The organism is Methanolobus sp. ZRKC5, assembly GCF_038446525.1.
Lineage (GTDB): Archaea > Halobacteriota > Methanosarcinia > Methanosarcinales > Methanosarcinaceae > Methanolobus.
Window position 1 is genome coordinate 2,734,564 of sequence record NZ_CP151792.1, and the last position, 14,501, is coordinate 2,749,064.

The 14,501-nt window shown below is 41.1% G+C and carries 12 protein-coding genes; 1 reads left to right on the forward strand and 11 read right to left on the reverse strand.

The window, feature by feature from the left end; translation table 11 throughout:
- Positions 1-20: 20 nt before the first annotated feature.
- The 10 genes from WN948_RS13440 to WN948_RS13485 all read right to left on the reverse strand — a co-directional run bounded on the left by WN948_RS13440 (position 21) and on the right by WN948_RS13485 (position 11,889).
- Complete coding sequence (locus tag WN948_RS13440; RefSeq protein ID WP_342304692.1) at positions 21-1,991, reverse strand: glycoside hydrolase family 15 protein; 1,971 nt, start codon at positions 1,989-1,991, stop codon at positions 21-23.
- On the reverse strand, positions 1,988-2,797 hold the full coding sequence (locus tag WN948_RS13445; RefSeq protein ID WP_342304693.1) for a V4R domain-containing protein: 810 nt from the start codon (positions 2,795-2,797) through the stop codon (positions 1,988-1,990). Before WN948_RS13445 ends, WN948_RS13440 begins: the two co-directional genes overlap by 4 nt.
- 47 nt (positions 2,798-2,844) lie before the next feature.
- The gene (locus WN948_RS13450; protein ID WP_342304694.1) at positions 2,845-4,041 is read right to left on the reverse strand and encodes a glycoside hydrolase family 57 protein; all 1,197 of its coding nucleotides are present in this window, start codon (positions 4,039-4,041) and stop codon (positions 2,845-2,847) included.
- On the reverse strand, positions 4,038-5,168 hold the full coding sequence (locus tag WN948_RS13455; RefSeq protein ID WP_342304695.1) for an alpha-amylase: 1,131 nt from the start codon (positions 5,166-5,168) through the stop codon (positions 4,038-4,040). The genes WN948_RS13450 and WN948_RS13455 overlap by 4 nt, the downstream gene beginning before the upstream one ends.
- Positions 5,165-6,052: a mechanosensitive ion channel family protein gene (locus tag WN948_RS13460; protein ID WP_342304696.1), complete on the reverse strand. Its 888-nt coding sequence runs from the start codon at positions 6,050-6,052 to the stop codon at positions 5,165-5,167. Before WN948_RS13460 ends, WN948_RS13455 begins: the two co-directional genes overlap by 4 nt.
- Positions 6,049-6,762: a DUF432 domain-containing protein gene (locus WN948_RS13465; RefSeq protein WP_342304697.1), complete on the reverse strand. Its 714-nt coding sequence runs from the start codon at positions 6,760-6,762 to the stop codon at positions 6,049-6,051. Before WN948_RS13465 ends, WN948_RS13460 begins: the two co-directional genes overlap by 4 nt.
- A 24-nt stretch (positions 6,763-6,786) precedes the next feature.
- Complete coding sequence (corA, locus tag WN948_RS13470) at positions 6,787-7,851, reverse strand: magnesium/cobalt transporter CorA (RefSeq protein ID WP_342304698.1); 1,065 nt, start codon at positions 7,849-7,851, stop codon at positions 6,787-6,789.
- Positions 7,852-7,916: 65 nt separating this feature from the next.
- A complete protein-coding gene (locus WN948_RS13475; RefSeq protein ID WP_342304699.1) occupies positions 7,917-9,083 on the reverse strand; it encodes a glycosyltransferase family 4 protein in 1,167 nt (388 codons plus the stop codon).
- A gap of 26 nt (positions 9,084-9,109) precedes the next feature.
- A complete protein-coding gene (locus tag WN948_RS13480) occupies positions 9,110-10,087 on the reverse strand; it encodes a DUF4931 domain-containing protein (RefSeq protein WP_342304700.1) in 978 nt (325 codons plus the stop codon).
- Positions 10,088-10,089: 2 nt separating this feature from the next.
- A complete protein-coding gene (locus WN948_RS13485) occupies positions 10,090-11,889 on the reverse strand; it encodes a glycosyltransferase (protein ID WP_342306488.1) in 1,800 nt (599 codons plus the stop codon).
- Positions 11,890-12,123: 234 nt separating this feature from the next.
- Here WN948_RS13485 and WN948_RS13490 point away from each other — a divergent pair, with 234 nt between their 5' ends.
- Positions 12,124-13,149, forward strand: coding sequence for a CNNM domain-containing protein (locus tag WN948_RS13490; protein WP_342304701.1), 1,026 nt, complete (start codon positions 12,124-12,126; stop codon positions 13,147-13,149).
- Between the two features lie 213 nt (positions 13,150-13,362).
- On the opposite strand, the gene WN948_RS13495 is transcribed toward WN948_RS13490, so the two are convergent.
- Positions 13,363-13,977 carry a MarC family protein gene (locus tag WN948_RS13495; RefSeq protein WP_342304702.1) on the reverse strand — a complete coding sequence of 205 codons (615 nt, stop codon included), beginning with the start codon at positions 13,975-13,977 and terminating at the stop codon, positions 13,363-13,365.
- Positions 13,978-14,501 lie beyond the last annotated feature (524 nt).

Genomic DNA, 14,501 nt, shown 5'->3' on the forward strand with positions numbered 1-14,501 from the left:
GTCACTTGCAGCAGGTAGTTTCAGATACTCTTATTAGACAGTTTCTTCTGGAGTTTGTCAAGCAGGAGAATGTTGTCAAGCATCAATGCACAACTCCAGCTAAGAGGTATTGCCCATGCAGGTCTACCTGTATATTTGTTGACCTGTTCTGGAAGCATTCCTGCTCCCGTAGCACCTTTCAGTGACCATTTGATATACTTTAAGGCATCATTGGTCAATGTTTTTAGTTCTTCTTTTTCATTGTCCTTATCATCAATGACAATTGCCATCTCAAGTAATGCCTTTGACAGCCACAGGGTTGTGACTATCCAGGGATTGCCATCGATATACTTATCGTCCACATATCTCTTGATCCCAAAATGATCATTTACAGGCACCCTGAGCTGTTTCTCAATATTCTTTATTATGGACTCTATCATCTCTTTTTCTTTTTCGTCGCTTGCTGATAGCATATTAAAAGGAACGAAGGTGCCGATTATACTTGCATCAATAGCTGTGTCGACTTTTCCGTGGAGTATTCCGCGGGCAAAATAACCTTCATCAAGCCACAATTTGTCGATGGTGGTACTCTTGATAAACTCAGCTCTCTCTATCCACCTGTCTGCAAGTCCTTTCTCATTGTAATCCATCGCCATGTTTGCTGCTCCCAACAGCCCTGCATATATGGCGGCATTAGTGTAAGTGAATATTCCGGAATAAGTCTCCCATAGGCAGATGCAGGGTTCATGAAGACCCTCGGCAGTTCTTCTCATAAGGTATTCTGCAGCGGACAGCACGGTTGCCCACACACTGTCCAAAAACTCCGCTTTAATAGGTTGTTCTAGCGTACGGTAATAAGTATCAATTGCGAAGATGGTGGAACCTGTTTCGTCGATCTGGGTTGAGAAACTGAAATTTCCCCATGAAGGTGCGGTGTTCCCGTCGAGCCAGTAACGCTGGAACCATGAACCATCCTGAAGCTGGGTATTTTTGCACCACTTGAAGAAACGAGCACAATATTCAGGATATCCTGCTTCCAGTAGTGAAGTGACGATCTCTGCGCTGTCCCTGTTCCAGCAATATCCATAACCCCCACTCTTTTCAAATTCATGATCGAATTCCGGGGCAGCCACAAACGAACCTTTGCTGGAGTCATTGAGTATACTTAATGCAAGCAATGAGCGGTTAAAAGCTTTGAACAGGTCCTGCCTGAATGTTTCAAAACCAGGATATTCAGGTATTTCAAGAAGTTTTTTCTTTGATAGCCATTTGATCGATTTCTCCTGTGTCTCATTGTACATGTTCTCAACAGTTTCATTCTGCACTTCTCGCATCCGCTTGTAAAGTGCCGGTCTCCTTGAAGCTGCACCAATGAATACTGTGAACTCAGCAGGCTTTGAATCATCAATATCCAGTTTCCATCCGATAGAACAGTTCAGATTACCTATATCTTCATGATTTCTCTGGAGCTCTCCGTCTTCCATATCGTATTTGGCATTTGTCCACCAGATGGTGTCCATGGCTTTTCCAATCTGCCACTCTTCGAACATAGGGCTGGAAGTTATCCCAACATAGTAATTCTTCCAGTACTGCCCCAGCAGACCGGAATCATAATCGCAGAATGCTGAGTTCTTTTTGTTCATTTCTCCAACCTGGAGGTTTGAGTAATAGAAGAACTTCCCGCTGAATTTTTTCTTAGAACTGATCTTGTATTTACGCACAAGCACCGGTAGGGTAGGATGAACAAAATCTGTGATGTGCATTACAAGGCCCGATTGATGGACAAGCTCAGTGCTTACTATATTTGTATTCTCTATGTATTTCTGCTCTGCTACCCATTCACGGGCATTTGACCATATGAGATCCTTTCCATTATGTAGGCAGGCCTGTGACTCTTCGACATGTTGAGCGAAATCCCTCCCTGGAAAATAATATCCGAATATCTCGCCTTTTTTCCCGACAGTTACAAGTAACCTGTCATTGCCGAGAATTGCATTGGGTTGTCGAATCAATACGATTCTCCCCTGAGTAAATGTTCTATCTTAACGTCTTTTGGGGCAGGTGATACCTGATGTTCACAGAAACCACTGCCCATGCTTTTACATATTGTTTCGCGAACCTGAACTGTTGTATTTAATGATTCAGAAATGTACCCGGCAAGAAAACCGCTGATATATCCGCATGTAGGAACGTCACTTTCTTTGTAGTCATCAGCAATGAACGAGTCACTGATCCTTAAAGTTCCTTTCTTATCCACGGTATTCATTTCGTAGTCAAGAGTACCCCATCCTGCGGCCATAAGGAGTTCATTTAACAGGTCGAGGAAGTTGCTGTCGTTCACATCGATCATATCTCTGAGATATTTAACAACGCCTGCTCCGCTCTTGAGTCCTATTATAGTTAGTAGTCCTTCTGACTGTGGCACGTTTTCATTGATAATATTGAGGATATTCACAAAGGTCTTTGCCCTGATTATAATAGCTCTTTCTCCCAGTAGATGCAGGGGGAATTCCACCGTTTGAACGGCTCTGTTCTTTGAAAATCCCCAGTCCAGGTTAAGTACGACATCCATTTTTCCAAGTTCATCTGCAATACTTTTGATATCCATGCCCTTTTCAACTTCAGTGAACATAACGTACTTGCCTTTGGTCGGGTCTTCCGAGCTATCAAGATATGCAAATCTGATGTCAAGTTCATTATCTGCAAAAAAAGATGTTATGTCCGCTTCAGAATGCACTGTGTTCTCGTATGTGACTTTGAACCAGACTACTTCTGCTTCTTTATCAATCTTAGAGAACATGTAAAGATCTCTTACCATGCACAACACTCCCGATAAATAATATGGCCTCATGCAATATATTATTATTATTCTGTTTCTGTCAGTATTCTGAACACATGCGACTTAAAATCCATCAGTGCTGCCATGAAGTTAACCGCTGCATCATATGGACTGTCATGTATGCTGAAATATGAATGTACATCCCCGTCTCCAAGCCATTTTGTACTCATGTAATAATAATGGTCTGATGTCAGCAGGTGTTTCCATATTTTAATTAGTTCTGCATCCTCTGTCCTTTTAACGTATTTCTCAAGTAATTTCATTTCTTCGAAACAGCGTCTTTGCATGTCATTTCCAAGCCATGCACTGGTGTCTCGTTCTACATCTGCCCATGATATGGTGGAGAAATCACCAACATCTATCTCACCGGCAGGTTTGTAGGCATCAATTGTCTGCGATGGTGTAAGGAAACGCATTCCTCTGTCCCTCACCTCACCAGGCAGTGCCTTGAGAAAATCAAAGATCCCTGTATCTTTCCACTGATGCTCACCGAATGTCTCGTAATCCATGAATATGTTCATGGTTTCCCCGCTTTTCCGGGATACCCAGTCTGCCCATTTAGTGGCAGTAAGCGGATATTCTTCCCACCATCTGGATGAAAAACGATATCCTATATCATCACTTAATTTATAATTACGAAGCAGAACCGATATGTCAGCACCTTTTGCTTTGTATACATGGTCAGGAGACCTGCCATCCATAATACGTTCAATACCCTCTGTTAATATTGCATGGTAACCCATTTCCTTCGCAAAATGGGCCACACTGTTATTGTACAGCATTTCGGTATTCCTGAATATGCGTGGGGTGACACCAAGCAATTCAGACATGAGGTCACGGTGTTCTTTCACCTCATCAACGAACTCTTCCTTTGATTCAAAAAGTGAAGCAAGAGAATGGTAACATGTCTCATCCAAAAATTCCACGCAACCAGTTTCTGCAAGATATCGGAAAGAATCGAGCACATCCTCTCCCCACTCCTGACACTGCTCAAGCAGGGTGCCTGTAACAGACATGCTAGCCCTGAAATAACCGTCAGTCTCATCCACAAGTTCAAGCAAGGTCTTGTTTGCAGGAAGATAACATTTACCTGCAACCTTATGGAATATCTCCTTGTTCACAGCTTTATCAAAATACCTGTCAAAACCCTGTTTACTATCAGGCCAGAACCATCTGAGCCTGTATGGTTGGTGAACTTGAAAGAAAGGGCAAATAGAATTCATTCTCCTGCCTCCAGTACTGCACGTTCGATATCCGAAAGTATCGATAGATCGTTCACTGCTCTTTCATACCCAAGGCGTCTTTCTTCCGAGTTCATCTCCAGGAATATCTCGCTTTGTTGAAGATAGCGGTATATCCTGAGCAGCTCCTTTTTCTTTTCCAGATCCTTCACAGTTTTGAGCTGTTCTCCTATGTCTACAAGCTCATGCATGAAGAGGTGTTGCGCATGGTTTCCCAGAAGGTTATGCATGCCATAGCGTGCTGTTGTTTTTGAATCGAGGGATGGCAACTCGGTCATTTTGAACATATCCACAGCTTCTTCAGGCAAAAGCATTTTTATCCCATGTTTTTTAAGACACAAGGGGATATCCTTCAGGAACTTAAGTATTTCATTATTTTTCTTCAGGTGAGTGTTGATGGCATCATATTTTATGTACAGGGTTATCACATCACCATCCATGTTTGCTATCCATGATGCGAACTTGTCGGCTATCAGTGGATATCCGGGCCATGACATATCAGAGAATTTGATTTCCAGATCTTCACTCAGGTTTATGTGCCGAAGGAGTGTGGGTACATGATTGCTGTAAACATGTGTGGGGTCGTAGCCGTTCATGATGTTGTGGGAACCTTCTGATATGAAGCAGTTGAATCCCAGCTCTTTGAGGATTTTTGTTGCCCTTCGTTCAAAAAGAAGTTCGGTGTTCACGAATGTCTTTGTTTCCCTGCCAAAAAGCTCCTTTATCGTTTTTATGTCCATTTCGACCTGTTCCCTGAATTCTTTCATATCAGGGAACATTGAACTTACTGAGTGATAATACGGTGAAGCGGCAAAAGATACTTTTTCCGGGTTCAGTTTCCTGAAACCATCAATTATTTCAGGTGCCCATTTGCATTGTTCAAGGAAAACACCGGACACGTCAAGGGTATATTTTCCTCCATTTTCTATGGATTCTGACAGAGTGTCGTTAAGTGTTTCCACATTATCTGCAAGCTTTGTGAAATTATGGAATGCCTTTTCCATGTCAAAGTATTTTTCAATATGGGCTTCACTATACCCTTCCCGTGGCCAGTACCAGCGAAGGGGCAAGGGCAGATGTACCTCAAAACAAACGCATACGGCTTTCATGTTTCATCCATTCCCGGGTTGATATCGGTACCCATTCCATTTTCCACGTAGTTCGTGCGGATATTCCTTGTATTAAGATCGCTGGCAAACCAGACAGTTCTCTGTGGGAAGGCTATCTCTATTCCATTCTCCTCGAGTGTCTTTTTAATTATCCAGAGCAGTTTTGTTCTCAGATCATACCATTCAGTTGCAGGAGCCCATATTCTCACTGATATGTTGACTGCGTTATCTCCAAGGGTATCTACAAATACGCTCGGGGAAGGGTGGACCAGTGCATAAGGTTCCTGTTCAATGAGATTCTTGATTATCTCTATAGCTTCATCGGCATCGTCATTGTAGCGGATACCTACAACGTATTCGAATCTTCTTGCAAGGTTTGCAACATAGTTTGTGATGCTGGTGGTAAAAACAGTCTCATTAGGCAATCTTACATAGAGTCCGTCAAATGTGCGGATTATAGTTGATATTATTTTTATATCTTCAACATACCCTAACTTGTTATCGATGTTTACCTGATCTCCTATCTTTATAGGACGTTCGATCATCAAAAAAATGCCGGATATAAAGTTACCCATTATGCTCTGACTGGCAAAACCGATGACTATACCCACAACACCACCGGCAACAAGCAGGCCGGAAGTATCAATGTCGAGTAAAGGAAAAATGAATCCTACTATTGAAATAACTATTATTCCGTAGTAGATGATCTTGAGCAGAATATTGAGGTGCTCTTTGTCCATCTTGTCTTTAAGTGTCCTTTGCAGGTATATTGTTATACCCTTCCCTATCACAATGGCAAAAAAAAGTATGGCTATGACTGTGATAACCTGCAGGAAAGGATCATACGGCACGGAGATGTGCTGCGAAATAGTGCTGTTGCTCATAGCCCGAACTCCATAATTCCTTTGGTTCCGCTGATCATGAGCTTGCGTGAGGTATAAAGCTCCATTGACCTTTTGAATCTTGAGGTCGTTGGATTTGTACTGAAATCAGTTTCAGCCAGGAGTTTATTTATGATTCTCATGGAAGCATTCATAACAATTCTCTTTTTGCCATAGTAGATTTTCATTCCATAGGCATTGAATACGGCTTTTGTTACCTCCATCAGATGGTTGGAATCATTGATTATCTCAAGTTCTATGTAGCCTTCATGAAGTACATTTGTTTCCGGCATCTTGGTGAATACATCACTTTCCCAGTGCCGGCAGATGAGTCCAGCATTGTGGCTTCCATAAAGTGTGAATTTGACCCTGGAAAATGTAAAAATATCAATAACTTCATAGTTTCCCGCCTTATCTGAAACGAATACTCCGATCTCCACGGGGAAAGTCAGGTATATTTTTTTCCTGTCACCTGGACGTATCAGGGCGGGACGTTTAAAATCTATAAGCAGGGACGATGTGAGTTTGTTTGGCAGATTAACAGGTTCAATAGGATTTATGAGGATGTCACCGTCATTATTAAGCAACACGAGTTCTGTTTCCTCTTCTCCCTCGAACATACGTCTATAGATCAGGTTGTTTCCTTGTTTTTCAACTGTAATTACAGTATCTTCAACTTCCACAGTGAATGGTGGATGGTATGTATCGAACATTTTATATCTGCATCCTTTTTCTGATTATAACCAGTTCTTTTTACGGAAGTACATGTACATAGCTAAGAATATCAATATATTGATGGTCCATACGGCAGGATATCCCCATTTCCATCCAAGCTCAGGCATATTGGTAAAATTCATTCCGTACATACCGGCGACGAAGGTAAGCGGTATAAAGATAGTTGCTATAATAGTAAGTGTCTTCATTACTTCATTCATCTTATTGCTTACACTTGAAAGGTATACGTCCAGTATTCCCGAGAGTACATCCCGATATGTTTCAATCGCATCTGCCACCTGTATCGTGTGGTCGTAAACATCTCTAAGGAACGCGAAGGTCGAATTCTGAAACAGGGATGATTCCGTTCTTTCAAGACCGCTGATCACTTCACGAAGTGGCCATACGGACTTGCGAAGGTATATCATCTCTTTCTTGAGGTCATGAATACGTTGGAGGATTTCAGGGGATGGGTTCTCTATCAGTTCCTCTTCCAGTTCCTCAATTACTTCTCCAAATCTTTCAATTATTATGAAGTAATTGTCAACTATGGAATCAAGAATTGTGTAGGCCAAGTAGTCAGAACCCATGGTGCGTATTCTGCCTTTGGTATTTCGAAGTCGTTCTCTTACGAACTTAAAAGTATCGCCCTCGACCTCCTGGAAGGACATAACATAATTCTGACCAAGTATAATGCTTACCTGCTCGGTCTTCACATCTGTATCACCATCTGCAAACCAGAGCATTTTAAGGACGACATATATGTAGGAATCGTAATCTTCCATCCTTGGTCTCTGGCTTGTATGGACGATATCCTCCATAACAAGTGGATGCAGGCCAAAGTGAGTGCCCAGCTTTTCAATGATATCCACCTGATGGATGCCATCAACGTTTATCCACGAAACAGTTGGATGATCCTTAAAAGGAAAACATTCCTCTACACTTTCAACTACTTTTTCCTGATAAGTATCCTTGTCGTAATCTATTATGGTTATCTTTGGTTTCTCAGTTCTTTCTTCACCAATGTGAACCAAGGAGCCTGGTGCCAATCCAATTTTCTTTGAAACCCTGTTTACCAACTTTCCCATTCATGCCACTCTCTTTTGTTCTTTTTATTCCAAAAAAGGCTGGAAATTGATTTTTGAAAGTACACTTACATGATCATGTTGCTGTATACTTTCACAGTCATTTCAGCTATATTGTTCCAGTTATATTTGGTACCAATCAGCTTCTTGCCTTCTTTTCCAAGCTGGTCATCAGTATAATTGTCAAACACATGCTTGATTCCCCACGCAATGGATTCAGGTTTCTGGTAGACTATGACTCCATCCTTGAAGTTATCTATAAGCGATATCGCATTTGTTGCAACGATATTCTTACTTACATCCCATGCTTCAAGCAGGATTATACCAAATGGTTCATTGCGGCTTGGAACACAGATGAGGTTGCAGGCATTCATCCATTTTTTCTTAACGGATTCATCAACATAACCTAAAAAGTGGCAACTGTCATGAATGTTCAGTTCAGATGCTATCCCTTCACACTCTGGTCTCATCTCTCCTTCACCTATAATGACAAACTTTGCATCCCATCTGCTTGCAAGTACCTCAGGGATGGCCTGTATTAAAAGGTCAGGTCCTTTCTGGTAATTCATCCTTCCCACGAAAAGGATAACAGGGGCGTATGGGTGTATTCCATATTCTGATTTGACCTTGCCAGGGTCCACATCCATTTGCATCTTATTTTCGTGTATTCCGTTAGGTACAATTGATATCTTTTCATCAGGTATTTGATAAAGGTGCTGTATCTCATTTTTGAAAATAGTGGATGTGGCTATTACAAGGGATGATTCATATCCACCTTGCCATTCGCGGTGACTGATCTCCATGGCTTCCCACCAGTTGACATGTTGATTCCCGTTTCTTCCCCATTCTGTGCTGTGATAGGTGATCACAAAAGGAATATTATATTCCTCTTTCAATCTGCATACCAAGTTCACAGGATGCCAGTCATGCACGTGTGTCAGGTCAAAATCGCCAAAAGTTTCAGAGGCATCAACAAAAGCTGTATACATGGCATCACACATGCTGTTCATCTGTTGTATTATGCCACCTTCAAGAGCGTGGTACACACGGTGATAATGCACATCATTGATTATCTCATAGGGGAGCATGTCTTTGTTTCGGGTGAATATATGGATGTCATGTCCCATCAATGCCAGAGCTTCTGATAACTCGGTCACATGAGGGGCCAGTCCTCCAACTTTCACGGCATTAAGGCTTTCCCATGAGAACATAGCTATTCGCATTTTTTCTTTCATTGGATCACTTCTTCTGACATGTGTTCCTATGCTTTCTCCAGCAGGTATTCAACAGCTATTTCCGGAGGCATTGAATTGATGTATATTTCCGTGTTCTTCTCAAAACCAGCTTCAATTGACGTTACCGGTGCTATACGGATGTTGAAATGGTAACTCAGGTCATGTTCTATCTGGAAGAACATGTAATTGTATGCCAGTTCAGGTATTGTCCTGTCCAGAAATGAAACTGCTGTCCTGATGCAGTCTCCAAGGCTCAGGAGCATTTCATCACTAAAGGCTGATATATGATTCACATGCTTTTTTGGAAGTATCCACGTCTCATAAGGCACTCTGGAAAAATATGGCGCTATCAGGATGAAATCAGCATTTTCATATACCTTTCTTTCTTTTCCAGTTTCCTTTTCCACGATCTTACAGTAAGGGCAGTTTTCCAGTTCTTCCATTGCCTTTCTTTCTTTCGTGATGGTGGGGGGTATTATGGGGACGGCTATTAGTTGTGTATGGGTATGTTCCAGAGATGCACCTGCTTTTTTCCCCCAGTTCTTGAATAATGAAACGTATTTGATCCCTTCCTGTGATTGATAGTGCATCACCCTATCCCTGTACACCTTCATCAGAAGAAGCATCTCTTCGTCTGAAAAAAGATGCATTCTGCTTTCATGAAGGGGGTTCTCGATAATTACTTCATGGAATCCGTACCCAGTTTTGACTTCAAATGAAGCATTATCGAATTCAGGAGCATCAGGGGATAGTGCAGGGTAGAGGTTAGGAATACATCTTACGTCCCAGTCTGTAATGCGTCGTTCATCCGTATCTTTGAGTACCTCGGCATTTTTGTAAACAGCATTTGCAGGTGGGGTCTTATCCTCATGGCCGTTACAAAAAACACAGCTATCAGATTTTATTTCCTCACCACAGGCTTTTGGTGCAGATGGTCTCTTACTCCTACCAGATGCTATTATGCAATACTCATCAAGGAAATAGTGTTTACGAATTTCCGACATTTTTATTCCATCCTCGTTCCTGTGAGAAGCTCATAGTATGTTTTGATGGGTTCTTCCCAGTTCATGTCTTTCGCAAGTAGATTTGCTTCCTGACAAAGGAGATTATATTTTACCTTATCATCTGTATATGTGTCAATGAAATAGTCCATGACAAGGGCGTAATCCGCAATTGATTCGAGGTACGGAAGATTGATATTGTCCACAACGATCACTCCTCCCATTCCCATTACCAGTCTTTTTAAGGTCGTGAGTGCATCACTGAATCCGCATATTTTACTAACAATGCTTGGGGTTGCTTCTTTTCCCGCTTCAAGTCCTGTAAGCAGAAAAGGCTCATATTTTGAAGGGAAAACACCGGCAATACATCCTGCCATGAACTCATCAGGTCTCAGGTTCAGCCCACCGTCATTGTCGGATATCCACTGCGGGTACAATACTGCAGTAACATGCCGACTCCCATCAGGTATTTTAGAGCATTCCAGGCCTCTGGCCTTGATCATCTGCTGGAGACGAATTTCTTCTCCAACCAGTACTTCTTCAGGGAGGTTTATGGGGAAGTTCTCAGGCGGATTTGTCTTTGGTCCATGGGCAGCAACAATGAAACAGACCACACGATAGTTCTCGTCAAGATGGCCGGCATCGATCTCAACTTTAACCATCCTGTCCAGTATTACAAGGGAATCAAGCAGATCCGGATACCCTTTATTCTCGATCTCGATACGGGATATTGAAAAAATCGGTATTATCCTGTCAGCTGGTATCATCTTGCTGTCATATACATTGTATATCTTTTCAGAAAGGAATTCCTGTATTTTTTTCCTGCAGGCTGTCTTTTTATCCCAGTCTATCTCTTCGCTGTCGCTGTCTATTCCATTGCGGACAACTATTGAATCTATGCCATAGAAAAGTTTTATTTCCTTACGTGTCGAATCTCCGACTGCAGTTACAACGTCGGAGTATGCTGATAGGGATTCGAGCTTTGTGAAATTGACTGGAACTCCGCTATCCCATGAGCTGTCATTCTCCCTTATTTTCTGAATTGAACGATGTCCCGATGACCTGCCTGGAAGTGTTGCATGGTATGTTGCGACAGTATTGACACTTATTCCAAGTTTCTTGAGGCGGGCAAGGGTATAGAAGACACCGAATTCGTGACAGTGGAGTGAAACATGGACAGCTGGCATGAGGGATGCTGCAAATTCAGATATTGCTTTGTCCTCATACTCTTCTGCGCTTTTTTCACGGAGTGTTACAAGTGTTTTTACAAATTCAGAAATTGCGTATGAAAGGTTTAGGTAATGGGTATACTCCATGCCGTTGTCCAGGTTCTCATATGCCATGGAATCCAGGTTAATAAAGTCATATGCTTCTGATTTGATGAAATTGGCAAGGCACATTTCCTGTCCTTTGTATTCTGTGCTGACCCTGCAAAAATCATTTGTCCTGAACATAAGGTGAATTATTTTCACACCATTTACCTGTTCAGTTCCGGCAAAAACATCGATACCTTTCTTTTTTATCTCTTCAATGGTTTCGAAGATCTCACCTTCATCTTCCATTTCTTCAAGACCGCTCATATCAGTGATTCGATTCAGTCCTTTGTTCCAGTCTGAACCGCTGTGACCATAATAAGGACCAGCAACAATTATACTGGGTGCTGTTTTTTCATCGATGATACCTTTGCCTATCAGATTGGCAAGATTCTTTGCTTCGGCATCAATAACATTCCATATGCCCCCCATCTTATTGGATTTTGGTCCAGCTTCTTCGCCAGCTATTATTATGCATTTGCTTTCCAGCATCATTCCCTTCTCCCTTAAATATCTCCATCTTAAATAGAGCCTCGATTATATATGAAAATATCTGAGAAGAGTTCCCGAATAAAATATTATGTGCCATTTGAAACTGAATTTCACAGGTCATAGAACATTGCACTTAACAATAAAGGCAAAACAGTATTTTTTTCAGAAAGGTTTTACTACTCTTATATTCATATCAAGACCTGAGGGTTAAAATAACACCTTAGCGGAATAATAATGAATGACATAATAATATGGTTTTTAATAGTTCTTTGCCTGATTCAATCTGGCATATTTTCCGGTCTGACAATAGGTCTGTTCGGTCTGAGTCGACTTCGTCTTGAGATAGAGACAGAAGCTAAGAATGAGGATGCAAAAAAAGTACTGGAACTAAGGCGTAATTCTCACCTGCTGCTCTCTACTTTATTATGGGGTAATGTCGGCATCAATGTTCTTCTGACATTGCTGACGGATTCGGTAATGGCTGGCACCTCAGCTTTTATTTTATCTACAGTTCTCATCACAATTTTTGGTGAGATAGCTCCACAGGCTTATTTCACAAGAAATTCCTTAAGACTTGGGTCTACATTATCCCCACTTATCAAATTTTATGTACTGTTGTTGTACCCTGTTTCAAAGCCATCCTCTATGGTTCTGGATAAGTGGCTTGGAAAAGAAAAAATGGAGTTCTTCAAAGAGCGTTCACTCAGGATAATGCTCAGGAAACATATTATTTCAGAAAGTAGTGACATCGATCGCCTTGAAGGGCTTGGAGCTTTGAATTTCTTATCCATAGATGATCTTAAAATCAAGCAGGAAGGTTCTGTAGTGGATCCTTCCAGTATAATTTCCCTGCCTACTTTTAATGGTCTTGTCATATTTCCATCATCTGATGGACCAGAGTTCGAAGAATTGCTGAAAAAAATCGCGTCGAGTTCAAAGAAATGGGTTATAGTTTTGGATGAAACCGATAGGCCTGTGATGGCGATTGACTCCGGTTCTTTTCTGAGGGACGCGATATACAGAAAACCGGAGTTCAATCCGTACCGATACTGCCACCACCCTATAATTGTAAGTGATTCCAATGAACAAATTGGTGATGTACTCCATAAGTTAAAAGTATATCCGGAAGATTCAGAGGATGACGTTATAGATAACGATCTGATACTTTACTGGAACAGGGAAGACCCTGAAAAGATGATCATAACAGGTTCAGATATACTAGGTCGCCTCCTCAGGGGGATAGTCGTAAGGGTTGAATGAGGAAGTCTACCAAAAAAAAGAAAACGCAAAGAAATGTTGCAATTGTGGAGATGACCTTGATGAAATTGTTAGGTTCCTTCCTAAATAAAGTGTTTACAGAAGATGCTTATTGAGTCAGAGCTACCAGTTTATTATCCACACTCTATTAGATTTATGAATCAATTGGATAAAATCATTGTTATTGTTAGACTTTCACAGAGCTAAAAACAGATATCACTGAAATGATGTATAAATATTCCAGATTCCAAGGGCGATGAAATTCACAGCCATTGCTGCCAGTAAAAGTCCCATCAGCCTGGTGAAAACCAGCATTCCGGTATATCCGAGGAATTTATAAACTCTTCTGGAAAAACGGAACAATACTAATGTAATTGCAAAGGTTAGCAATATTGCAATCGTAACTGCAATGTTTTGCAATAATGAAGCTGCACTTCCCATGAGGACAATAACGGTTGTGATAGTGCCCGGGCCTGTTAAAAGTGGAAGGGCGATAGGGAATATCCATATATCACTGCGGTCCATCGATTTGTCAATTTCTGTATCTGTTATGCTTTCACGGGAAACCTTTGCAAGTATCATATCAAAAGCCACAGTGAAAAGTAGTATTCCACCAGCTACTCTTAGTGCGTCAATACTTATTCCGAAGAAATCCAGTATCATTTCTCCGGATATTGCAAAAAATAAAGCAATTGCACATGCAAGAATTACGGATTTTGTGCCAAGTGCATTCTTTTCTTCCAGTGTCATATCAGTTGTCAGTGAAACGAATGTGATAACTACACCAACCGGACTGACTACTGCAAAAAGGGAACTGAATGCGTATATCAAAAATGCGATGTTATCCGTCTTTGTTCCTCCTTCTTGCTCAATCCTCGTATGCTCTTTTCTGTAGATACATAAGATTTGTGGTTATTGGTATCATATAATAAGTTTGAAGGGTGTGCGCGAGTTTGTTTGTGTTATGAATTGTTTGCAGAAATTCTAATATGTTTACTTTTATTTATATACTGGTTTACAATCCTTTTATCTATTTTGTTGCACAATTCCAAATAATGCCTACAGTATTTATATTTTCACGATACTTATAAATACTACTAATCATAAAACGATAATTTGTCAGAGTAATATTACTCTGAAGCATTCGCGGATGTGGGTCAATTCGAATATCCATCAACTACCTCCTTCAAACTCCACCACGTCCCACTTCCAGAGTTACCCTGGCTTTGCCAGGGTCACTTCCCTTTGGTAAAAATATTTTTAACTTTGCTTCTAATTCAGTTTGCAGCATGTATGCTATTGAACAACACTTATTTAAGCTGTAAAAAGGTCAATATTTATTCTGACAGGACAAT